Annotated in this window: 15 protein-coding genes and 3 pseudogenes; 11 read left to right on the forward strand and 7 right to left on the reverse strand. The window is 47.9% G+C overall.

The window, feature by feature from the left end; translation table 11 throughout:
* Positions 1–63: 63 nt before the first annotated feature.
* The 3 genes from PSHG_RS01020 to PSHG_RS01035 form a co-directional block, all read right to left on the reverse strand.
* Positions 64–1,362: an ABC transporter substrate-binding protein gene (locus tag PSHG_RS01020; RefSeq protein WP_010268165.1), complete on the reverse strand. Its 1,299-nt coding sequence runs from the start codon at positions 1,360–1,362 to the stop codon at positions 64–66.
* Positions 1,363–1,562: 200 nt separating this feature from the next.
* Entirely contained in the window at positions 1,563–2,399 is an 837-nt protein-coding gene (locus tag PSHG_RS01030) for a carbohydrate ABC transporter permease (RefSeq protein ID WP_010268167.1), read from the reverse strand.
* Positions 2,399–3,274, reverse strand: a complete 876-nt coding sequence (locus PSHG_RS01035) for a carbohydrate ABC transporter permease (RefSeq protein ID WP_010268170.1) — start codon at positions 3,272–3,274, stop codon at positions 2,399–2,401. The genes PSHG_RS01030 and PSHG_RS01035 overlap by 1 nt, the downstream gene beginning before the upstream one ends.
* A gap of 154 nt (positions 3,275–3,428) precedes the next feature.
* Between PSHG_RS01035 and PSHG_RS26255 the strand changes: the two genes are divergently transcribed.
* Positions 3,429–5,408, forward strand: coding sequence for a cache domain-containing sensor histidine kinase (locus PSHG_RS26255; RefSeq protein ID WP_010268173.1), 1,980 nt, complete (start codon positions 3,429–3,431; stop codon positions 5,406–5,408).
* Positions 5,389–7,065, forward strand: coding sequence for a response regulator transcription factor (locus PSHG_RS01045; RefSeq protein WP_010268176.1), 1,677 nt, complete (start codon positions 5,389–5,391; stop codon positions 7,063–7,065). The genes PSHG_RS26255 and PSHG_RS01045 overlap by 20 nt, the downstream gene beginning before the upstream one ends.
* Before the next feature lie 91 nt (positions 7,066–7,156).
* Here the strand turns inward: PSHG_RS01045 and PSHG_RS26260 are convergent, their stop codons facing one another.
* Positions 7,157–10,864: a family 10 glycosylhydrolase gene (locus PSHG_RS26260; RefSeq protein ID WP_010268180.1), complete on the reverse strand. Its 3,708-nt coding sequence runs from the start codon at positions 10,862–10,864 to the stop codon at positions 7,157–7,159.
* A 636-nt stretch (positions 10,865–11,500) separates the two neighbouring features.
* On the opposite strand from PSHG_RS26260, the gene rfbC reads away from it, so the two are divergent.
* Positions 11,501–12,058 (forward strand): dTDP-4-dehydrorhamnose 3,5-epimerase, encoded by a 558-nt coding sequence (gene rfbC / locus PSHG_RS26265; RefSeq protein WP_010268185.1) that lies wholly within the window; start codon positions 11,501–11,503, stop codon positions 12,056–12,058.
* Positions 12,059–12,385: 327 nt separating this feature from the next.
* Here the strand turns inward: rfbC and PSHG_RS01065 are convergent, their stop codons facing one another.
* Positions 12,386–13,480 (reverse strand): serine hydrolase domain-containing protein, encoded by a 1,095-nt coding sequence (locus tag PSHG_RS01065; RefSeq protein WP_010268190.1) that lies wholly within the window; start codon positions 13,478–13,480, stop codon positions 12,386–12,388.
* Between the two features lie 325 nt (positions 13,481–13,805).
* On the opposite strand from PSHG_RS01065, the gene PSHG_RS01070 reads away from it, so the two are divergent.
* From PSHG_RS01070 to PSHG_RS01105, 8 genes and pseudogenes are all read left to right on the forward strand, one after another.
* Positions 13,806–14,153 (forward strand): ArsR/SmtB family transcription factor, encoded by a 348-nt coding sequence (locus PSHG_RS01070; protein ID WP_392392004.1) that lies wholly within the window; start codon positions 13,806–13,808, stop codon positions 14,151–14,153.
* Positions 14,150–14,356: pseudogene (locus tag PSHG_RS29795) on the forward strand (SRPBCC family protein); the annotation flags it as partial. The gene PSHG_RS01070 and the pseudogene PSHG_RS29795, both read left to right, overlap by 4 nt.
* Positions 14,357–14,428: 72 nt before the next feature.
* Positions 14,429–16,683: pseudogene (locus PSHG_RS26275) on the forward strand (ATP-binding cassette domain-containing protein).
* Positions 16,684–17,066: 383 nt separating this feature from the next.
* Entirely contained in the window at positions 17,067–18,269 is a 1,203-nt protein-coding gene (locus PSHG_RS01085; RefSeq protein ID WP_010268200.1) for an ROK family transcriptional regulator, read from the forward strand.
* A 25-nt stretch (positions 18,270–18,294) separates the two neighbouring features.
* Positions 18,295–19,047 (forward strand): ABC transporter ATP-binding protein, encoded by a 753-nt coding sequence (locus tag PSHG_RS01090; protein WP_010268203.1) that lies wholly within the window; start codon positions 18,295–18,297, stop codon positions 19,045–19,047.
* A 3-nt stretch (positions 19,048–19,050) separates the two neighbouring features.
* Positions 19,051–19,797, forward strand: coding sequence for an ABC transporter permease (locus tag PSHG_RS01095; protein ID WP_010268206.1), 747 nt, complete (start codon positions 19,051–19,053; stop codon positions 19,795–19,797).
* A 160-nt stretch (positions 19,798–19,957) separates the two neighbouring features.
* On the forward strand, positions 19,958–21,073 hold the full coding sequence (locus PSHG_RS01100; RefSeq protein WP_010268208.1) for an ABC transporter substrate-binding protein: 1,116 nt from the start codon (positions 19,958–19,960) through the stop codon (positions 21,071–21,073).
* Between the two features lie 70 nt (positions 21,074–21,143).
* The gene (locus tag PSHG_RS01105) at positions 21,144–22,433 is read left to right on the forward strand and encodes a hypothetical protein (RefSeq protein ID WP_010268211.1); all 1,290 of its coding nucleotides are present in this window, start codon (positions 21,144–21,146) and stop codon (positions 22,431–22,433) included.
* A gap of 515 nt (positions 22,434–22,948) precedes the next feature.
* On the opposite strand, the gene PSHG_RS26280 is transcribed toward PSHG_RS01105, so the two are convergent.
* On the reverse strand, positions 22,949–23,272 hold the full coding sequence (locus PSHG_RS26280; RefSeq protein ID WP_010268212.1) for a phosphotransferase: 324 nt from the start codon (positions 23,270–23,272) through the stop codon (positions 22,949–22,951).
* Between the two features lie 51 nt (positions 23,273–23,323).
* A pseudogene (locus tag PSHG_RS31360) lies at positions 23,324–23,566 on the reverse strand (DUF6262 family protein); the annotation flags it as partial.
* Positions 23,567–23,643 lie beyond the last annotated feature (77 nt).

Genomic DNA, 23,643 nt, shown 5'->3' on the forward strand with positions numbered 1-23,643 from the left:
AACATGAAAACTCCCCAGGTCTCATGTCGCCTGAGGAGTTTTTTTGGAGAGAAGCCAGCCCTTTTATTTCAGGCTGTCCCAGCTGCTCTGAAAGCTTTCAAGCAATTGCACCCTGTCGGTTCTTCCAGCTACGTAGCTCTGCATGGCATCACCAAACTTTTTACTGGATGCTTCGCCGCCCGGGAACTTGAACCAGTTCCAGGATAGCGTCTTGCCTTCACTGGTGTACCGGATGATGTCTGCCGCCAATGGACCAAGCAGGCTTTCATCCGCTTCAATCGTCGTAAAGGCGGGAATAAACTTGAATTCCTCCGTAATATAACGTTTACCGGTGTCCGAAGTCACCATCCAATTTAAAAATTTCTTCGCTTCCTCTTTTACCTGAGAGTTCTTGTTAATAACCCAGTTGTTAGGAACACCGACAGGAAGCTTATCGTTAGCTTCCGCATCATCGCTGATCGGCATGGGCAGGAATCCGATGTTGATGTCCGGATTCGTCTCCGAAATTTGCAGCTGCGTCCAGTTGCCCTGCTGTACCATAGCGGCATGGCCAAGAGCAAATTCTGTCACTTGAGATTTGTAGTCGGTCTGCAGCGGGTTGTTATTGCCATATTCCAAGGTAAGGTCGAACAGATCAAGCCATTGGCTGAATTTTTCGTTGCCGGGAATTTGGGCAGAGCCTTCGTTCAGGCTTGCAATGAAGGCATCCGGGTCTTCCTGATAAGCAAATGGAAGGTTGACGAAATGATTCCCCAGTACCCACCATTCCGCATAGCCGTTAACAAACGGCGTAATTCCATTGTCCTGAAGCTTCTGGGCGACTTCCCTCAGCTCGCTAATTGTACGGGGGAGCTCGGTTATCCCGGCTTGGGCGAACAGGTCTTTGTTATAAATATACCCGTAACCCTCCAGGTTCAGAGGCTGACCATATATTTTGCCATCCTTGGTCATCGCGTCCCCGGCTCCCGAAGCCAAATCTTTAACCCAGGGCTGATCGGACAAATCCTCCAAGTGCTCCAGCCACAGCTCCAAGTCGGCGTTGCCGCCATTATTGAAAATATCCGGTGTATCAGAGGAGCTGAACCGTGCTTTCAGAGCAGCGCCATAATCGGAGCCGCCGCCAACGGTATCGATCTGGATTTTAACCCCCGGATTTTCCTTCTCATATTCCTGGGCAAGCTGCGTCAGCTGCTCGGCAATTTCAACTTTAAACTGGAAAATTTTCAGTGTGACTTGATTGCCTGCGTGATCCCCGTTCTGGTCTCCTCCTGCTGCAGGGGGAGTGTCGGTGCTGCTGCCGCAGGCTGCCGTGACAGCCATTGCCGCTGAAAGCATCAAGCTGAGCCAAATCTTCTTTTTCATATTTTTGTACCCTCCTTAATGTATGTGTACTTATGTCGGTATTTTGCAAAAACCTCTATGGGGGCCGGCGATGAAGCACAATAAGAACGATGGCAAGCGTTACAATTTTTATCACCCTGATTTTGCTCAAATAAGGACCATAGCAGGCGTTAGAAGTCGAAGCAAGACGGCAAAAGCAGATCTAGATTAATACAGTACGGCTAGCCTTTGACGGAGCCGGTCGTTATGCCTTCGATGATATGCTTTTGCAGACCAAAGAAAAAGATAACTAGCGGCGCAACGCCCAGCACCAGTGCAGCCAGCGCCATATCCCACTGCTTCGTGTATTGGCCGAAGAACGAGTACGTAGATAGCGGGATCGTTCTTAAGTCCGGACTTGTCAGGATCAGCGAGGGAAGGAGAAAGTCATTCCAAATCCACAAGCTGTTCAAAATGATAATGGTAACCGTCATAGGCTTCAAGAGCGGGAAGACGATTCTCCAGAAAACGCTGTAAGCATTGCAGCCGTCCACCCTTGCCGATTCCTCTATTTCCTTCGGCACCGATTTGATAAAGCCATGATACAAAAACAGATTTAGCGAAACCCCAAAGCCGAAGTAACAGATAACCAGCCCCCAGCGGCTTTCCATCAAGCCTGCCTCATTGGCCACTTTGACGAGCGGAATCATAATCGACTGGAACGGAATGACCATCGAAGCGACAAAAGCCGAGAACAACAGGGTATTAAATTTGCTGGGGCGGCGAACCATCCGGTAAGCAGCCATTGAGCTGATGATTACAAGACCGATATTGCTGAGCACAGTAATGGACAACGAGTTCAGGAACGCCCGCGGGTATCTCATAATTTCCCAGACGCGAACGTAATTGTCCACGAAGAAGGAGCTTGGCAAACTGGCTGTATTGGCTAATATTTCTCCGAATGTTTTCATTGAATTGGCAATGACAAAATAAAACGGGACCAAAAATAATAGCGCCAAGAGAACAGCCACGATCTCTAACAGCAGCAGGCGGGGGAAATAACGATTTTGCATATCCATTATGCCTCCACCTCTTTCTTCTTCGTGTATGTGACCTGCAGCAGAGTAATGAGCGATACCGCGATAAAGAACAGAAAGGCTTTGGCCGTTCCGAGACCGTAGCGGTTGTTGCGGAAGGCTTCTTCGTAGATGTTAAGCGCCACCGAACGGGTAGAGCCGTAAGGACCTCCGCCTGTCAGCGACAGGTTAAGGTCGAACATCTTGAACGCCCAGGAGATGGCAAGGAATAAACAGACGGTAACTGACGGCATAATGAGCGGAACAAGGACAGCGCGCAGCAGCTGCCAGCGGGTAGCCCCGTCAATTCTGGCGGCTTCCACCAAGTCCTTGGGCACATTGCTGAGCCCGGCAATGTAGATAACCATCAGATACCCGGCCCCATGCCAGACGCTGACAATAACGAGAGCCCAAAATCCGGTGAGGGAGTCTCCCAGCCAGGGAAGCTGAAAAAATCCGATCTGTGTCAGCTCTCCAATCGTCGAGAATCCGCGTACGAAAATAAACTGCCAAATAAAACCGAGCAGCAGACCGCCGATAACATTCGGCAGGAAAAAGATCGTCCGCAGCGGATTGCGCGCCTTCAGCTTCTGGGTCAGGAGCAGGGCCAGTCCGAAGCCGACCAGGTTGGTGAGCAGGACTGCCGCCAGGGTGAAGCGGATCGTAAACCAGAAGGAATCCCGGAATTCCTTGTCTTCCAGCAGAATGCGCCTGAAGTTGTCGAGCCCGACCCATCTCACTTGGCTTGTTACCCCGTTCCATTCCGTGAAGGAGTAATACATGCTCATGGCGAAAGGAATCAGCACGATCAGACTGAAAAAAACTAGTGCCGGACCGACGAACACGATCTGCTGCAGCCATTGGCTGGTTTTGTTCACTGGTGATCACTCCTTTTGGATTGGCTGCTTGTTAACTTCAACTATATCGTGCTGAAAACATTGGAACCATGGAAATTGGTGACCGATAGGGTGGATTATATTGACATGGCTTGTTACAATTGAGCCAAAACCGCAAATATCGGGGGGATCACGAATGAAATGGATTCAGCACAGTTTGCGGAACAAGTTAATCGTTTTTTTACTCGCAGCCACGATCGTTCCGATTACGGCTTCCATCATCCTTACCTACTTTTACACGAAGGAGACGGTCGCCGAGGAAAGCGTTAAGACGAATGCCCAATTATTGTTCCAGGGCAAGACGAATCTGATAAACTATTTGGAGACGATTCGTAAAGCTTCCTTCTCTCTGGACAGCGATCAGACAATTAGAGATATGCTTATTTATCCCAAGACCACGGATGATTATGCGAGTTTCCTGGATGAGAAAGAAATCTTCCGCTTCCTCCAATCGGTTGCCCATTCGGTGCCGGAAAATCATCAGGTATACTTTTACCTGCAGAAACGCGGAGAAGAATATTCGGTTATTGCCGAGAACTTTCGACGGAACCGCAATGCTAAAGACAAGGCTCCCGAGCTTAACGCTTACCCTGTTATCACGGTGGAGAGCACCCATCCCCGAACAGACTACGGATTTGACAATTTTCCTTATGTCTCCCGCACGAATGTGCTGTCTCTGCACCGGGTCATTCTTGATGCGCCGTCTACTGATATATTGGGAACCTTGTCTATAGATTTTAAACCGGACCGGATTTTTTCAATAAGTGAACAGCTGTATACAGCGCCGGAAGAAGATCTATACATCCTGGATCGCAACGGGGGAGTAGTTTACAGCCCTTATGCCGAAGAAATAGGTACGGAGATGAAGGAGGACTGGGTAGAAAAGCTGCTGGCCCAGCCTGCGGAAAACGGCAGCTATATTGCCAAGGAAGAGGGGTTTGCCGGAATAACGATTTACGAAAGTGTCAAAAACTCGTATCTAGACTGGGTACTGGTCAAGCGAATTCCTGAAGAAGCTCTATACAAGGGCGCACGCCAGCTGGCGGCATTTCATACAACTGTTTTCATCGCTTTTCTGCTAGTCGTAATCATCGCTACGGTCTATATTTCCTTCCGGGTAACGGCCCCGATCAAGCGCCTGATTCGTTATATCAACCGGATCAAAACGGGCAATCTGGAGGTCGAAATCGAAGTGAAGGGCAATGATGAGCTCGCTATACTGGGACAACGATTTTCCGCCATGATGCGAACGATCAACGAGCTTATTTTGCGGGAATACCGGCTTGAATTGGCCAATAAAACGATCGAGCTGAAAGCGCTTCAATCGCAAATCAATCCTCATTTTATCAACAACGCGATGCAGTCGATTGGAACGCTGGCTTTGCAGCGAGGCGATAAACAAATCTATTCCCTCATTTCCGCTTTGGGAAAAATGATGAGATACAGCATGCATACAAAAAATACGATAGTCCCGCTATCGGCGGAAATCAACCATATAGAGGCTTATTTTAAACTGCAGAAGCAAAGATTCGGGCAGCAGCTAGGCTGTACGATTGACATTGACGATGAGGCGCTCTCCGTGCAGGTGCCGAAGATGATCCTGCAGCCGCTTGCCGAAAATTACTTCAAGCACGGCTTCGATCCGGCAGAGCCCGAACCGCATTTCAGCATAACCGGCAAGATCATCGAGGAGAGCCGGGGCAGGATGCTGTATGTGGAGGTGCTGGACAACGGCAAGGGGATTGAAGAGGTCAGGCTGGAGCGCTTGAGAAAAAGGCTCCACCGTATTGTAACGCAGCAGCAATCACCGGATAAATTGCATTTACAGCATAGAGAGGGGGAATGGCAGAGGGATGAGGCAGCGGGTGAGCACATGGCTTACACGCACGAAACCGCTTATCCCGCTGCTTCAAGCCGTCTTGTCCGGCAGCCAGGGAAGCCAGCAGATATAGAGGAGGACAGCATAGGACTTGTCAATGTCTGGTCGAGGCTGCGGCTGTATTTTGAGGAGAGCACAAGCATGGAAGTGGATACCGGGCCGCAAGGCGGGTTTCGGGTGCAGCTATGGATTCCGGTTAACGAAAGGACGGGTGACGATGAAGGTACTGATCGTTGATGATGAACAGCACGTCAGGGAGGCGATCCGCCTCTTGGTCGACTGGGAGGAGCTGGCGATCGAGAAGATCCTGGAGGCCCATGATGCGCAATCGGCCATGGCTATTATGGAGAAAGAGCAGCCGGAAATTGTCTTTACGGATATGATGATGCCCGGCCAAAGCGGGGTTGAGCTGATGGAATGGATTCAAGAGACTTACGGCCAAACGAAGGTGATCGTGGTCAGCGGCCATGACGACTTTGAATTTGTGCGCGGCGCTGTTAAGTATGGGGGCTTGGATTACATCCTCAAGCCGATTGACCCGGACGACCTGCAGGCTGCGGTTAGTAAGGCTGTTAGCCAGCGGCGCAAGGAAGATCAAGAGAAGGCATTGAACAAGCAGCATACGATCGAGATGGCCATTGAGATGAATCAGATTAAGCCGGTTTACCGCGATAAGCTGTTTTCCCATTTGCTGGATGAGCCGGACTACTACTTCTCTTTGGAGGATCAGCTGTGCTTAGAATATGGTCTGCCGCAGGAAACGGGAATAAGCTGCAGATCGGCAATTCTGAGCTTGGACACGATGGAGAAGGGGGTGCGCAGCAAATTTTCCTCCCATTTGGAGCTGCTGTTCTTCTCCCTTATTAACATCTGCAACGAATATTTAAGAAAAGAGCAGAGCGGAGTTGCCTTCCGTTACTGGAACAACCGCTATGAAATTGTCCTGCTGCTCTGGAAAAGACTCGATGCCGCCCCGTCCTTGCTGCATACCTTGAACGAAGCATTCTGCAAAGCATTGGGCGGCCAATTCGAATTCGGGCTTGGAACGGCCAAAGCCTTTCCGCACGGACTTCCCTCCTCTTACCGCGAGGCGGCTGAAGCACTTAAGCGGCGCGATCTGCTAAAGCGGCATACGTGGATTCATTGCTATTCTAACGCTGCAGAGGATGAAGAAGGGGCCTCCCTACATTTTACCGATTACGAGGAAACCATCCGTTTCGCCCTGTTGTCCGGGCGCGAGGAACAGATTGAACAGGCTGTGGGCGAATGGTTCCGGGCGGTCGGCAGTCTGCCTTCGATTCGGTTAAAGCAAGTTGAACAGTGGATGCAGGAGTATAATATATTGAGAAAAACTTGGCTCGAGCCGCTGTCTTGCCCGGATCCTGCAGAAAGCGGCGGAGGAAAGACCTTCACAGCCCTTCCATTGAACGAGCAGGGCAAGCTGTCCTTGGATCGATGGAAAAAGGAACTGACCGGACAGCTGCTGACCTTATCCAAGCAGCTGGCAGAAGAGCGCCAACGAAAGCAGAACGTCATTTACGAGATTGAGCAGTATATTCGCCGCCATTTTGACGAGGATGTATCGCTGCAGGAAATCGCTAACCGGTTTTATTTAAGCAGGGAATATATATCCCGCCGCTTCAAGCAGGAGTTCAAGGTGAATTACAGTGATTTCGTAACAGACATCCGCATTTCTAAAGCTAAGGAATTGCTCCGCAGTCCGGATCTGAAAATCTCCGAAGTGGCTGGCATGGTCGGTTTCCCGGACGACAAGTATTTTAGCAAGGTGTTCAAAAAAGTCGTCGGTTTATCGCCAAACGACTACCGGAAAAGGATGGAAAAGGATAGCAGCATTAGGCCGGCAGCCGTTTCATCATTAAGCGAAGGCAGTTAAGCGGATAATCTTATAGGGATATGACAACAGCTCTCTCGGCATGTTCTGCACGAGAGAGCTGTTTGGATTGGAGGAAGCATCAAGCTTTCAATTAGCCTGCATTCCATGAATCAAGCAATTCCTCAGCCAACCGGTTCAAATCTTCCTTCGCAGCTGCATCGATATGGCTGCTCATGGAGTGATGATTAAGCCTTTCCACAAACTTCTCAAGGTGATGGATCGCCTGCTTCATCTGATTCCTGCTAAACATTCGCTCCGCTGTCTCCAAGCGGTTGCTTAACTGATTGGAGAGCGGTCTGCGCAGTTCTCCAGAAGCAATATAGCGGTCCACCTGCTGCTGCAGAAAGGAGAGTTCGATAACTGCGCTTAGCGTAGTAATTGTCAGAATCTCACTAGGCCCGGACTCACTTGTGTCATTTGCAGCCGTTATATAGAACGAATAGACGGTTGCCGGAGTCAAGCCTTCGACCCGGTACACGGAATCGGTTACGGTTGTTAATTTATCCCCGTTAAGGTAAACATGATAGGCTATGTTCTGAAGGTCGTCAGGCGCAACCGGATCCCAGGCCAGCTGTACCGCTGTAGGCGTAATCTCTTCCGCCCTCAAATGCTGCGGCGGGACAAGGGCAGGCTCATTCTCGGTCACAACGAGCGTGTAGGAGTCGGTCAACGATTGATAGGTCGCGGAGATAGTAGAAGTACCTGCGGACAATGCCGTTACCATTCCATTCTCATCCACCGAAGCTACGGAAGGGTTGGAGCTGGTGAATTCGATATTGCCGGAAATCGTCTCTACAGACCCGTCACTGTACGTTCCTATAACCTGAGCGGGCAAGGATTCACCAACACGTAAAGCGGATAAGCCGCTAAGCTCAATACTTTGCAATGTATGATGACTAATAGTCTCGCTGTTGCTGGCTGCACTTTCGTTATGAAGGCGGTCAACGGAAGTTACTGCATACGTATAGGTTGTTCCTTCCTCCACAGCTGTGTCGGTAAACGTGAGCTGCCCTCCGGAAGCAGGCTTGCGAATAATGGCCGCAATCGTGGACGGATCCTCCAGGGATTGGGTTTGGCTGCCCGCGAACCGGTAGATTACATAGTATGCGGAATCATTGGCCTGACTGTCTTCCCAAGTTAATTCAATCCCTTGTTCACCCTTTTGTATACTGGTTAAGACTGGAGGCTCATGGACCATTTTCGGCAGCCATGGCATAACCGGGATGAGGGCAGGGGTATTGTAAAACTCATTTCTTAACCTGTCGGCGAATCCTAGTCGGTTGTTTCGCAGACTGGTCGTGTTGTAGAACATGCTTCCTTGGACCTCATCATAATTTCGGTTGTAATTCAACTGGGTCGGAAGCTCATCGGGATTCATCCAGGCCGGATTTTCCGTCGGGACCCCAACTCGGTACGCTGCTTGCCCGATATATAAATGAGTATTTACAGCCCGTTCTTTAATTTCTCTGTTCCACCAGTCGATGACGATCTCGTAGGCTGCTGGAGGATTGCCGAAATGCCAGTAATTCTGCGGAGTAATGTAATCAATCCAGCCTTCTTCAATCCACTTTCTTGTATCAGCATACAAGGAATCGTAGTTTTGCAGGCCATTCGTATCCGACCCCGTCGGATCCGAGGCCTTGTTGCGCCAAATCCCCAATGGGCTGATGCCAAACTTTACGTAAGGCTTCTCGTTTTTAATTTCAGCGGACAGATTGCTGATGAAGGTGTTTACATTGTCTCGGCGCCAGTCCTCTATTCTGCTGAACCTGTCTTGGCCGTATGTCTCATAGGTATGCCGATCATCAAACGTTGCTCCGGCAATAGGGGAAGGGTAGAAATAATCATCGAAGTGAACCGCATCGATGTCGTAGTTGGAGACAACCTCCATCACACCGTCGATAATAAATTGCTGGGCATCTGGTATGCCCGGATCAATCAGCAGCCTGCCTCCATAAGGGATAATCCAGTCCTCGTGGTTGCGCAGCGGGTGGTCGGCAACGAGCCGGTCTATATCATCGTGTATGCTGATGCGGTATGGATTAAACCAGGCATGGAACTCCAGATTCCGCTTATGGGCCTCTTCAATCATGAAGGCAAGAGGATCATAGCCTGGATCTCTGCCCTGAATGCCTGTCAGCCATTCTGACCACGGTCCGTACTGCGAGGGGTAAAAGGAATCCGCAGTAGGCTTGATTTGCATGATGATCGCGTTCATGCCCAGCGCTTGCAGGTCGTCAAGAATCTGAACAAAATCTGCTTTTTGCTGCAGGGCGAGTTCTTCGAGATCAACCTCGTCCGGGTTAGCGACTCGTGCCGGCCAGTCGATATTGTCCACCGTGGCGATCCAGGCAGCGCGCATTTCCCTCTTGGGAGCATCAAAAATAGCATCGGTAACGACAAGCAGATGACTTGAAGTTCTGCCCTCAAAGGCAGCCTGGATAAGGGTCGTGCCCAGTCCATGCGCTGTCACCAAGCCATTGGAGTCTACAGTGGCCACTTCAGGCTTCGAACTTGTAAAAACAGACTGAGCCGTCACGTCAACAGGATCCGGGTACAAATTGTAGGCGGCTTCTACTTTGGCTTGTCTGGTTTGCCCGACAGTCATCGGGGAGAGCCCGGAAAGCTCGATACTCAGGACGACTGGAACAGGTTCAATGACCTCCAGCGAATAGGACTCCGTCAATCCTTCGAAAGATACCGTTATCGTAGTCATCCCGGCTGACTTTGCAGTGACCACTCCTTGCTCGTTGACTTCAGCGACCTCAGGGTTGCTGCTGGTATAGTTCGCGCTCATAATGGGCAGGAGGGCAGTCGTTCCCGGATAGCGGGCAAAAAGCTGCACTCTTTCCGATGTCCCTTCTTCCAATGGTGAAGTTCCGTATAAGAATAGCTCTGTAGGCAGGATTTCATTAGCGCTAACCGTCAGCTCATAGGTCGCTGTAGGCGCATTGTTCATGGAGGCGGTTATCGTGGCTGTACCGGGATTTATAGCGGTAACCAGACCGTTCGAGTCTACGGAGGCAACCTGGTTGTCTGAGCTTGTGAAGGTGACTCCCTGATGAACTCTCTCCGGGGCTGTGCTGCCGTTATAGGTGGCATAAACTTCGGATTGTCTGGTCTGTCCTACTTGCAAGGGTGTGAGCCCGGCTATCTTAAATTCGTAGACGTTTGTGTTTTCATAAAAAACAGTAAGATCATCGAAAATAAGCTCACCAGCATTTTTGTTAGCCTGGTTCAGCTCTGCCGCATAAATTTGCTGAAGGCGAATCGGGAACTTCGTGCTGCTTGGAATAGAGAAGGTTACATATTTCCATCCTGTCCAGTTCAACCCGCCATTGGGTGTAATATCGAACACCTGTTGGGCGTTCGTGCTGTCCAGAATGTGCGCACGAACCCAGCGCTTGCTATCATCTCCATGAAGCCAAAATCCGATCCGGACCGGCTCCCCGTCGATTGGCCGCCCGGCAGCCCCTTGAGCATTCAGAAATCTCAAATAGGCAGCCGATGTTCCTGTTGTACCGGTAAAATCGTACTCGAGCTTGACCGCACTCGATCCATGGACAACCGGGTCAGGTCTGCTGACCGTACTAATTTTGACCGAGTTTGGAACGACTTGCACTCCGTGAATCCCTAATCCGGTTAAGTCTTCAAAATCTTCAAATAGAACAGGTTGACTGGTCTCGGCATTTGCGATCGGTAGAGCGCTTACATAAAATGAAATAATCGTGCTGAGAAAGAATAGGGCGGTGATAAGTCCACACAGCTTTGCTCTTGCTTTGAGAGATATACCGGTCATGGATCGTTATCGCTCCTTTTTCATATAAGAGTTTATATGTCTCCGGGGCTACCCGCAAAATACTGATGTTATTTAAACTATGACTTCCATTTGCGGGATTTTACAATATTCATTGTTAGAAAAGCTAGGATTAAGCGCATGAAGATTCAACCTGCCGCCGTTTCCCTCCTTCCTTTGGTACGGGTAATCCTTTCCGCCGAAGAAGCAAAACGCATGAAGTGAACCGGAAAGAAAATTACACACAAATGTAAATAATATGAAATAAAAGTTCCTGCAAGGCTAATTATACCATAGTCTGGTAATTTCTCTATAGGAGCTATCACCCTATTTGCATAGGGAAAATTGTCGTCAATGGGACCAATGAAGCAATAGCGGAAAGGTGTGCTGGAGCTTCACGAGCACTATACAGAACGGCGTATTTACTTTGCGTTTTTTACGAAAATAGTGTCGATTGCTGGCAGCGGGCTGTAATCAATAGTTTGGGGAAGTGCGGAGTGACCGAAAGTTGTTAAATAATAGATTATATGCAACAATGAGGGAATCACCTTTTGGGACTTACCGGAAATGAATAACTGGGCGAAGCCCGGGACAAAGTCATGCACAAAATAGCGCAAAGTCTATTAGGGAGGGCAGAACATGGGACAGTTCAAGTTCGAAAAATGTTTAGACATTGAAGGGATGTACATAATTGAGCCTGAAATCTTTACTGATGAAAGAGGCTATAACTTAGTATCCTACAATGTAAAGGACTTTAAAGAGGCTGGTCTTGATATGGAATTTGTGCAAGATAATTACTCGATGTCAAAAAAGGGTGTTCTTAGAGGTTTGCATTTTCAAAAAACCTTCCAGCAGGGAAAGCTGGTACGTGTCATTAGCGGGGAAGTTTTTGATGTAGTTGTTGATATTCGTGCAGGATCTAACACTTATGGCAAGTGGTTTGGCGTCGTTTTATCCGGCGAAAAGAAAAATATGCTCTATGTTCCAAAAGGTTTTGCCCATGGTTTTTTGGTTCTTTCTGAAACAGCGGAATTTTCATACAAGTTAACTGACTATTATCACCCTGAAGATGAAGGCGGTATTCTATGGAATGATCAAACAATCGGGATTAACTGGCCGATTCCCGATGGGATGAGGATGATTATATCGGAAAGAGATCGCAGCCATCCCGCTTTTAGTCAAGATATTGCTTTATAAAATGGGCTCAAACAGGAATAAGTGCTTGCGATCATAACTGTGCAGAAGTGAGGGGAAGAGGGAGACAGGAGAAGCGAAGCGCTCGCCTTTGTCCCCGGATTTCAACCGTTGAATTTGTACGACGTTTCATACAAATCTCCAGTATTCGCCCGTCAACCCCATGCATTTGTATGACATTTCGAACAAAGCGCAGGCAACAAGCCCGAACAGCCCTCGAATCCCTCGAACCCCGCCAACCTTGGTTATTTTCATGCTGAGTTGTGGATGATAGACCATAGTGGGTTTCATTTAAATGTAAGTGCGCAGCTCTAGCTTCAGTCAGGAGCTTCAGTTAGGAAAATGCTTGGCCAGCTTACGCAGAACATGGGTAAAAATAAAGGTCATGCTCTTGGACCGATAAGCGGTTTGGTTGAACCCCCCGATAATGTACACATCCAGGCTGGGGAAGTATAGCATAGAGGTGCCGCTCGCTCCAAAATGCCCCCATCCCGTATACTTGTCAGTGAAAGGAATCAACCGCGTTCTCATCAATCCATATCCATAATCCATTCCTAGCCACATTCGCTTCCATTGCTTCATAGTTTCCAACGTTTCCTTCTGAATAATCTGATGGCTGACCAGGGCCTTCATGAAGAGAAGCTGATCTTCCAATGTGCTTACCGTTTGCCCGCCGGAGTAGAAGCTGCTAAAGCTGCGGTATTCCTCGACGTTTATTTTCAACTCGTCCATATAGATATTCGCTACGGGATGGTCTGTTTTTACAGCAGGCTCAGAGTAGTGGGACAAATAAGTGTGGTCCATCTTAAGCGGGGTAAACAGGTAATCATGAAGCACTTCATAAAAAGGCTTAGAGGTGATAGCTTCAATAATGAGTCCTAGGAGATTGTATCCTGTATCCGTATAACGAACCTTTTTCCCGGGAGGAAAGTGGGGGGACAAGTGCTCTTTAGACCAATGAATGGTTTCCTGAGGTGTCCAAAAGCGTGAGGGATTCTCAAGAATTTCCTCCATTAACGCTTTACCCTGTTTAGGCTTATCTTCAAAATAATCGGGAATCCCCGATGTGTTGCTTAACAAATGCTTGATTTGGATGCTGGAGGTGTAGTCTTGTCCTTTAAAAACATGAAGACCTCTAACTAGATCCGGCGGCAAATAATTGGCGATCGGGTCGTCAAACTTGGCGGCTCCTTTTTCTACTAACATGGCTAGGATTACAGAAGTAAAAGTTTTGCCCACGCTGGCCGTATGATAGGGCTGATTAGGGTGTGCGGGCACCTCATCTATGGCCCCTGCAGCCATTGGCCAGTGGATGTCGTGCTTATCGGAATGAACTAACAAATAAACATTATGAAGTTTGTGATCAGAAGCTGCTTTTCTCTCTAGTTGTTGTTCGATCTCTCTTTGCATGGCTGCTTTGTTCATCGAGATCCCCCTCTACATAATAAGCTCTCTTGTAATTCCAAAATCGCTTTAATCTATTTTCCTTTACTGTTAAATATACCAATAAAACTTTAAAAAAACGGCATACTGAGTAAATTTGTCAAAGCGAATATCTTTCTCCGTATCTCACACCAATCGTTATGGTAGAGTATTGTTGACAAGACACCAAATGGTGTCATATAATTCAATTCGACACTAAATAGTGTCCTATTGGACGTTTGTTGTGCAAGAGGACTGATGGAAACAAGGGTACGAAAATAATCCAGTTAGTTTTGGTGGCGAATTTCACGCCTGTCCCTCGGTAATGATGTTAGGAGTGGGTGTTGTGAGTGATAACAACGAGTTGCGGGATGTGTTTACCGCGATTGCAGACCCAACCAGGCGTAAGCTTATTCATCTGTTAGCAGAGAAAGAGGAGCTGCCGCTGCATGAGCTAACGGCGCAATTTACTATGGGCCGGACAGCGGTCTCCAAGCATTTGACCGTACTTAAAGAAGCTGATTTGGTTCATGATCGGAAAGTCGGGAGAGAAACGCGATTCAAGCTTAACGCTGCTCCTCTTCGAGAGGTTCAGGATTGGGCAGCTTTTTACAACAAGTACTGGAGTACGAATATGATGCGTTTGAACGAGCTATTGGAGGAGGAAGAGGAATGAGTTTGAAACTAAATTTGGATTTCCAATACAAAACGACGCTCGAAAAGCTGTGGTCTGCCATAACTGATTCGGAGATGCTTGCCAAGTGAATAACCGCAAATGATTTCAAGCCTATCGTAGGACATCGCTTTCGGTTTCGCCATCAGCCGAACGAATATTGGGATAGCATTGTTGAAGGCGAGGTGCTGGTCGTGAACCCGCCTTATCATATTCGATTAGCGGCAGGAGTTCGGTACGAAGTGAGGTAGTTAAATCTTGAGCGGAAGGATGTAATCATGAACGAATCTAATCAGGAATATATCGTCATCTCGGCAGCCAGAGAAAATAATCTCCAGAACGTATCCTTGCGTATCCCCAAGCGGAAGATCACGATTTTTACCGGAGTATCCGGATCCGGAAAGTCGTCGATCGTCTTTGATACGATCGCGGCAGAGTCTACACGATTGTTGAATGAAAACTTCAGCATGTTCGTGCGCAATTTTCTGCCACGGTATCCGCAGCCGGATGCAGATGCAATCGAAAATTTGAGCATGGCTGTTATTGTGGATCAGAAGCGGCTGGGCGGCGGTTCCCACTCAACATTGGGTACGATTACCGATATTTCTCCCATATTGCGCCTTCTTTTTTCCCGGGCGGGTCAGCCTTATGTTGGCCAGGCGAATGTATTCTCGTTTAACGACCCGCAGGGGATGTGTCCCGAGTGCAACGGGATCGGCCGCAAGCTTGGCGTAGCCATGAGCAAGGCAGTGGATATGTCAAAATCGTTGAATGAAGGAGCTATCATGCTTCCGGACTATTCGGTGAATAGCTGGGATTGGAACTTGCTCGTACAGTCTGGGTCCTTTGATCCCGATAAGAAATTAAGCGATTATTCAGATGAGGATCTGGAGCAGCTGCTGTATGGCAAGGCGAGGAAAGTAAAGATGGACTTCGCCGGCAAGGCAACGAATATTACAGTAGAGGGCGTCATCGAAAAATTTACCAACAAGTACATCAAGCAGGATGTGAAGACAAAATCCGAGCGCACACAAAAAGCTGTTGCTCCGTACATTTCCGAGGGTCCATGTCCTGGCTGCCGCGGTGCGAGACTCAATCAGGCCGCACTCAGCTGCAGGATCAACGGTCTTAACATTGCAGAGATGTCGGCCATGGAGGTCGGGCAGCTCATCCGCGTGATTCGGGAGATTGAGGATGCGGCCGCTGCACCGGTCGTCAAGTCGCTAACAGAGCGGCTGCAGCATCTGGTGGACATCGGACTTGACTATTTGACGCTGGACCGTGAGACCGACACATTATCCGGCGGCGAGTCGCAGCGCGTCAAGATGGTGAAGCACTTGAGCGGAAGTCTGGTGGACGTCACGTATATCTTTGACGAGCCTAGCGTAGGCTTGCATCCTAGAGACGTACACCGGCTGAATGAATTGCTGCAGAAGCTGCGTGACAAGGGCAATACCGTCATCGTTGTCGAGCACGATCCCGATGTGATCAAGGTGGCGGATCATATCGTCGATGTCGGACCGCACGCTGGCAGCCGCGGTGGTACCATCGTATATGAAGGAAGCTTCCAGGGACTGTTGGAGGCAGATACGTTGACAGGAACTCATCTGAAGCGCCCGCTCCAGTTGAAGCAAAATTGCCGGCAGCCATCCGGGAAGCTATCAATCAAGGAGGCAGCATTGCACAACCTTCAGAACATAAATGTAGATATTCCAACCGGAGTGCTGACAGTCGTTACAGGTGTTGCCGGTTCAGGTAAAAGTACGCTGATTAACGAAGTATTCCTCAGCCAGCACCCGGATGCAATCGTTATCGACCAATCGGCGGTAGGTGTATCCACGCGCTCGAATCCGGCAACCTACACTGGCATCATGGATGATGTGCGCAAAGCATTCGCTTCTGCGAACAAGGTCAGTCCAGGCTTGTTCAGCTTCAATTCCAAGGGAGCCTGCGAGAACTGCCAGGGCCTCGGCGTAGTGTATACGGACCTTGCATTCCTCGAAAGGTGAAGCTGCCATGTGAGGTATGTGGTGGCAAGCGGTTCAAAGAAGAAGTGCTCGCATACAAGCTGAATGGCAAGTCCATTGCCGAAGTGCTGGAGATGACGGTGGAGCAGGCATTGGATTATTTCCAGCTTAAGGAGGTCGTGCGCAAGCTCAAGGCGATGAGTGATGTAGGGCTCAATTATATTACCCTTGGCCAGCCGCTCAGCACACTCTCGGGCGGCGAATGTCAGCGCATCAAGCTGGCAAGCGAGCTGCATAAGCAGGGCAGTATCTACGTAATGGACGAGCCGACTACAGGCCTCCACATGTCAGATATTGGGCATCTTCTAGAGATCATGAACCGCCTTGTGGATGCTGGCAATACAGTAATCGTTATCGAGCACAACATCGATGTTATCAGTCAGGCTGATTGGATCATCGATATGGGACCGGACGGAGGCAGTCGAGGCGGCCGGGTAGTGTTCGAAGGGACGCCTGGGCAGATTATCCATACTGAGCAGTCGATCACGGGAAAATACTTGATGTAATGCAATAATCCCGCTGACCGTCTACTAAAGCAAATGCAAAATGTTATAGAGCTATACAGCGGCCCTATAGAGGAAGTAAATGGATAGGCTCTGCTTGCAAGAAGGGAGATGACGAGGGAAATAAGTTTTCAACTTTGTTGCGTTAGGAGCAGCTGGAGCATTGGCTGCTTCTTTTTAACATGCTCATATAAGGTGGGAACTTCATAATAAATAGTGATGACGATTGCAGCTGCAGCAGTAGACAAGGTGAGGAAAGTAATTGACAGCCATACTTTGTTTGTTTATAATACAAACAAATAATAGTTTGTATGCGTTTTATTTTTGGACATATAGTTTGTTTTCTAAACAAACTATAGCATTTGCTTGTTATGGGAGGAAGACCATTGAAATCAAACTTACCGAGTACGTTGAGGGAAATGAATAAAGCACTGGTATTAAATGTGATCCGTGAATTTGGGCCATTGTCCAGAGCCCAAATTTCCAAGAAGACGAATATTACAAGAGCGACTGTTTCTGAAATAGTCAACAGTCTGATTGAGGAAGAGGCCGTTTTTGAGATAGGGGCAGACAATTCCCCAATCGGACGCAAAGGCATTCTTCTTCAGTATAATTCAGGACTGGGCTATGGCGTCAGTGTAGATCTTGGGGGGACCAAAATTGCTTTCTCACTATTTGATGTCAATGCAGAGCTGATGGTCCAGAGAGTGATCCCCACATACCGTGCTGAGACTAACCAAGAATTTATTGCTTTACTAGCTGAATCGATTCGCGAATTGATCGCCTCTGAAGGCAGAGATATCAATAATTTAATGGTTATCGGGATCGCTACCCCAGGAATTGTAGATTATGAGAACGGCATAGTTGTGGAGGGATCGCCTAATCTGCCTCAATGGGAAAATTTAAATCTGGGCGCGCAGATGGAATCGGAATTAGGCGTACCGGTTGTTGTTGAAAATGATGTCCGTTCTGCCTTAATCGGTGAAATATGGAAAGGCCGCTGTCAAAATGTTGAGAATGCGGCTCTAATCGCCATAGGAACCGGCATCGGTTCTGCCTATGTTATTGACGGTCAGGTCGTTAGAGGCTCCGGCAATGCCTCGGGTGAGATTGGCTATATGCTCTTCACTCGTGAACAACTCCGTCAGAAATGGAATCATAAAGGTTTCTTCGAGACGGTTTGCTCCGGATCCGGTTTAATGATGTCAGTAAGAGACAGTTATGCAATGCGAGGCCAAGAACCTCCATGGGAAACGACAGAGCAGGTGTTTGCCAGTGCCATGAAAGGTGACGCGGAAGCTGCTCAATTTATTGATGAGATGACGGATTATCTAGCCATAGCCATCCTTAACTTTATTACAGTGAATAATCCCGAGATCATTGTGCTTTCCGGCGGAATCTCACTCTCGGCAGATTACTTTATAGACAAGCTGAGAGAAGATGTAAATCGTCACACTTTCTCAAAAACCCGGGTACAAATTGCAACTTCGGAGCTAAGGGAGAAAGCGCCGCTATATGGTATGGCTATTCTGGCTTTGAATCATGTACGGCCAACTATTAATTTTCTGCCGAACATAAAGCTGAATTAACCGGAATGGGGAGATTACATTGAACGTGCTTGAGATCAAACAACTAAGTAAAGTGTTTCAAGGAAACGCAGGCGAAGTTACTGCTCTTGACCGGATAGATTTGGATGTGAAGGCAGGCGAATTTGTGTCCATAGTAGGAACTTCAGGGTGCGGCAAGTCGACACTATTAAGCATTATTGCCGGTCTAACCGATTACACAGCCGGTTCGATGCTGTTGAATGGACGTCCGGTAGAAGGACCCGGATCTGACCGTGCAGTTGTTTTTCAATCTGATGCTACATTTCCCTGGTTATCTGTCGAGAAGAATATTAAATATGGAATGAAGGTTAAGAAAGTTCCGAGGGCTGAGCAGGAAAAGAAAGCAGGTGAGCTGTTGAAATTGTTGGGCCTAGAAAATTTCAGAAATTCCTATCCGCGGGAATTATCTGGAGGCATGAGAAAAAGAATAGATATTGGCCGAGCATACGCTGCTGAGCCTGACATTCTCCTTATGGATGAACCTTTCGGGGCTTTGGATGTGGTAACCAGAGAAACGATGCAGGACGAGCTGCTGCGCATCTGGTCAGAACGAAAACGGACAGTGATTTTCGTTACACATGATCTCGAAGAAGCGATGTACCTATCTGATCGAATCATTTTATTAAGTCCTCGTCCCGGCCGCTTGAAGAAAGTGATTGAACTACCCTTTGCCAGACCAAGGACTCCCGCGCTTCGGGAGAGCCGGGAATTTTACGAGCTGCGCAATGAATTGAGAAAACTTATGAACGGAGGGGAATAGTCGATGAAGTGGAAAATCATCAGCATCTCCTCGGCTGTCCTGTTTCTTGCTTTGTGGATTGTTTTAACCTTGGGCGGATTCGTTAATAAATTATATTTGCCCGGACCTGATCAGATTTTTGGAGTATTTATGGAAGATTATTCGAAGCTGTTCAGGCATCTAGGCTTTACTCTTGGCAGACAATTTGCCGGCTTCTTTCTAGGTTCAGCCTTGGGAATCCTGGTTGGTTTGTTAATTGCATCCAACCGATATGTACAAGCTTTTATGGATCCCATCATCGAAGTATTACGTCCTATTCCGCCGCTGGCGATCATTCCTATGCTGATCTTGTGGCTTGGCATCGGAGCATTCCCCCAGATTCTGCTGGTCACATTCGGCTGTTTTGTAATTATAGTGGTCAATACGGTTGAATCTGTGCGCAACGTTCCCAAAATTTATATTAACGCAGCAAGAACACTTGGGGCGAAATGGTCCTATATTTATCACACCGTTGTACTTCCCGCTATCGTACCTTCCTTGGTAGGCAGCGTCCGGGTCTGTGCTGCTGCATCCTTCGGTTTGGTCGTTGCCGCTGAATTTATGGGAGCACAAGAAGGGATTGGGTACTATATGATCATTGCCCAGCGTTATTTAAGAACGGATATGATATTCGTCAGCATTATCATTATTAGTGCGCTGGCCTGGTTGACGGATCAGTTGATTCGCAAGGCGGAAAAGAGACTCACACGCTGGTCTGAGCGCCACTCCTAATATCACACAAACATTAAAATGCAGAACAGTGAATCCGTATCACGGTCAATCCGCAAGTTCAAAAATGTTGGTTAACCATAGCAGATGAGTCAACGCTGTATGGAACTGGTCATCTGGATGGATACCCATATATAATCCGTTCAACGAGAGGGGTTCTTTTATGAAAAAGATAACATCAATACTTGCAGCTGTAATGCTCGTCACATTCCTTGCCGCTTGCGGCGGCAATGCCAGTCCGGAAGGGAAAACGCCTGAAGGAGGAGCGGCACCAGCCGAATCCAAAGTAACTGTAAATTTCGGTTTAATGCCCTATTATGATTATGCACCATGGGCGTTGGCTAAAAATCAGGGTTTCTTTGAGGAAGAAGGAATTGAGTTTAAGTCCACCATGTTCGCTGTAGAAGGCAACGTTGCGCCAGCACTTGTTAACGGCTCTATAGATATTGGCGGTTTCGGTGATACACCTTCCGTTACCCTCGCGGCTCAATTCGAAGATTTGCGCATGGTTAGTTTTAACAACATTTTCAAAGGCTTCGCTATTATGAGTAGAGCTGACAGCGATTTCAAAACGTATGAGGAGTTCCTGGAAGAACTGGGTGATCCTAAAGAAGCCGCGATTGAAACAGGCAAACAGCTTCAAGGCAAATCGGTAGTTACGACATCTGGTGCAACCTTTTATATGGTCCTGGAACAAGCGCTGTCGAATGCCGGATTGTCGATTGAAGATATGAATGTTATTGATATGGAGCCGGATATGGGCGTGTCCGCATTTATTTCGGGAACCGGCGATTTTTATCTGGGCGGCCTTCCACAACGCGCTAAACTGGAAGAAGAAGGATTTGAAACGTTAATTGCTGGTGAAGAAATTGGAGCTGGTGCGGTTAGTCTGGCAGGTCTAGCTGCAACCAAATCGTTTGTAGATAATAATGAAGAAACTATTCGAAAAATACAAAACGTCTGGTTCAAGACCATGGATTATATGACTTCTAACCCGAACGAAGCTTATCAATTTATTGCGGACTGGTCTAATGAACAAACCGGCGGATCCGGAACAGCTGAGGAAGCAAAGCAATTTATCGAGCAAAACGTTATTTTTGCGACAACTCCTGAAGAAATGCAAAGCCTGTTCTACGCTGATGATTCCGAGGTCAATTGGAAAAAACGCTATGATCAATTAATCGAGTATCATGTAGAAGACGGAGTGATTCGCGAAGGTTCAGTTGACCCGAATAATCTTGTTATTGCTGAAACTCTGTTCAAGCAATTCAACCCATAATTGTTGCGATTGGTCTTTGAAACGAGGGAAAATCAAGGAAAGATAAAGGTATGACAGGAGGAAATGCGCTATGGCTGGCATACACTTGCATCCGCATGATATTACGGATGAAGGAAGCTCAACTGTGCTTAAGCTGATTGCGGGCATGAAGGATGTCCACTATATTTTCCCGCAGGTGAATACCATATTTGAAAGAAATCCTTATCCTGTCGGTGTTCTTCCTCATAATCCCGTGCGCAGCCATGTCATGGGAGAAGGTACGCTTCATGTCAAGCTCGATGGGCCTCAAGCTGGTGAGAAGCTGCACAGGCTCTATTGGCAAGTGGATTCCTCCATTACAGAAGGCGCTGATCCTTTACTCGACCTAATCAAAGAGGCAGAGGGTACCGGGTATGAAATCATCCCTTGGGTAAATGTTTTGAACGGCAAATTTCATGATCCGAAAGCGCGTAATGGTGTAGTGGACTTCGAGCAGCGGCCGGTGGAGCATTGGCTTTGCCCGAATGGACCGGATGTTGTCTCTATGTGGACCTATTACATTAGCCAAATTGCCGACCGCTATGGCAGGCGTCAATTTATGATTGATCGCATCCGCTTTCCAGACTGGGCAGGCAAGCAGGTTTCGCCGAGGAATTTATTCAGCTGCTTTTGTCCAAATTGTACTAACGGAATGGTTCGCAACGGGATTGATCTCGGGCAGCTAAAGCTGACTATGTCCACCGCCGCTAAGCTTTTGTCGACCGGACAATACGCTCAGGCTGTTCAGCAATTGAAAGCTAGTGCGGATTTCCAATCCTTTATAGCCTATCGTCAAGCCAGTGTATCTGAAATGGTAGAGAAGCTTGTTCATTCCATCCGCCAGATTAATCCTTCGATTGAATTATGGCTGGATTTGTGGCCGCCTTCTTATGCGTGGCTGCTTGGACAGGATTACAGCCGGTTAACGAAATCCGCCTCTAGATTAAAGCATTTCCCTTATCACAAGCTTGGTGGCGGTGCTGATGTTCAAGGATTAATCCATTACTTTGCCGACACGGAAGAGGAGAGGGAGGAAGCTTTCCAGGCATTTCTCGACTTCTTTGGTATGGACTATTCCATAAGCTACAAACAATTTTGCGAGAAAGGGTTCCCGATTGAATTCGTCAAAGTAGAGAACGAAAAAGTCAGAAAGCTCTCTCAGCCGGAAACCGTGATTTATAGCGGGGTGCAGATGTGGAATTTGCATCCGGAAGAATTTATGGAAGCCGTTCAAGCTGCCCGCAGCAGCGAGGCTGATGATTTGTTGTACTACTGCTACGGCTGGGCTGATCTGTCCTTGCTGGAGGCGGCAGGGAAAATCGCGGAACAACAAGAAGATTAATCTTCGCAGTAAATAGAAATCGCGTATTATAAGCCATTAACGGCCTGTCTCAGGAGTGGCATAGCAAATATGTCAACGGCAGGCCGTTATTTTTTGTACCCAGGGGGAGGAATTACGGAAATTAGTTTACATAACTATAATTATGACATTCATGTGATGAATCGGATAGCTCTACAGGGGGTACCGCCAACATTTTAACGAAAATATACGCTAAGCCCTGAATTGAGTCCGACTTGGCGGTTCTCCTTACTCTAAGCTCAAACGACACGATCACCCGACAAACTGAATTAGACTGACTCGTAAAAAAGCAGTGACGGACTAGGAACTCGAAATACCTAGACTGCCGCTGCTTTTATTGTGCTAACGTATCCGTTAGCGTAACGACTTACCCTGTTGATTTTCGTGTTCCTCAACATAAAGCGGCATCAGAGAAGGAAAATTGCACCATATCGCGGCTTATAAACGACAAAATGGTGCTGATAGCCATCAGCTCCTAGCTGTAACGAAATATGAGCCTAATCCGACAGTGCCCGCATGATATTGGATTTCGCCTCTGTCGCAATCGCTTCATTCCCGTCATCGACCGCCTGCATCAAGATCAGTGCAGGGATGTATACCGCTATCAGCCGCGCCAGCAGCTTCGTTTCCTCGTCCGCCACTCCGTACGTTTCGAAAAACACGCCGCGAGCGTACTGTGGTAAAAAACTGTAAGCAACGCTCAAATCGCAAGCCGGATGGCCGACGCTCAGATCGCCCCAATCAATGATGCCGGAAACGATCCCATTCTCATTCACAAGCATATTTTTGAAATGAAGATCGCCATGTAACAGCGCATTCACCGCCTCGACACGGTCCGTTTGCAGCCCGCTAATAAACGCTTCGATCGTACCTTACTCTTCTGGTGACAAGTGTTCAACCACCTTTTTTAGAAAACCCTCCAATTTCACTTTGCGCGATGCGGTCCTCGTTTGTTTAGTAGAGGACATGCCTTCTTGCTGTTTGAACAGCGTTTTTATTCGTTCGCGAATCTCCGAATGGTTATAAAGGTAGGCTTTAGAGACGCCCAACTCTGTGTAAACGCTATTGAAGTTTATCTTGCCTTGTTGCTCAATAAGTCTTTGGATTGCTGTATCAACTTTTTCTGCGGCGGATAGCTTCTATTGCTGTGGTGTGCATGCTCGGTTCTAATTGCCGTTCCTTACGTTAATTA

It is taken from the genome of Paenibacillus senegalensis JC66, from assembly GCF_000285515.1.
Taxonomy (GTDB): Bacteria; Bacillota; Bacilli; order Paenibacillales; family NBRC-103111; genus Paenibacillus_L; species Paenibacillus_L senegalensis.

Bases quoted from the DNA above. Each gene is read 5' to 3' on its own strand.
- PSHG_RS01020 (WP_010268165.1), bottom strand. From the start codon at position 1,362: ATGAAAAAGAAGATTTGGCTCAGCTTGATGCTTTCAGCGGCAATGGCT.
- PSHG_RS01030 (WP_010268167.1), bottom strand. From the start codon at position 2,399: ATGGATATGCAAAATCGTTATTTCCCCCGCCTGCTGCTGTTAGAGATC.
- PSHG_RS26255 (WP_010268173.1), top strand. From the start codon at position 3,429: ATGAAATGGATTCAGCACAGTTTGCGGAACAAGTTAATCGTTTTTTTA.
- PSHG_RS01045 (WP_010268176.1), top strand. From the start codon at position 5,389: ATGAAGGTACTGATCGTTGATGATGAACAGCACGTCAGGGAGGCGATC.
- PSHG_RS26260 (WP_010268180.1), bottom strand. From the start codon at position 10,864: ATGACCGGTATATCTCTCAAAGCAAGAGCAAAGCTGTGTGGACTTATC.
- rfbC (WP_010268185.1), top strand. From the start codon at position 11,501: ATGGGACAGTTCAAGTTCGAAAAATGTTTAGACATTGAAGGGATGTAC.
- PSHG_RS01065 (WP_010268190.1), bottom strand. From the start codon at position 13,480: ATGAACAAAGCAGCCATGCAAAGAGAGATCGAACAACAACTAGAGAGA.
- PSHG_RS01070 (WP_392392004.1), top strand. From the start codon at position 13,806: ATGTTAGGAGTGGGTGTTGTGAGTGATAACAACGAGTTGCGGGATGTG.
- PSHG_RS01095 (WP_010268206.1), top strand. From the start codon at position 19,051: ATGAAGTGGAAAATCATCAGCATCTCCTCGGCTGTCCTGTTTCTTGCT.
- PSHG_RS01100 (WP_010268208.1), top strand. From the start codon at position 19,958: ATGAAAAAGATAACATCAATACTTGCAGCTGTAATGCTCGTCACATTC.
- PSHG_RS01105 (WP_010268211.1), top strand. From the start codon at position 21,144: ATGGCTGGCATACACTTGCATCCGCATGATATTACGGATGAAGGAAGC.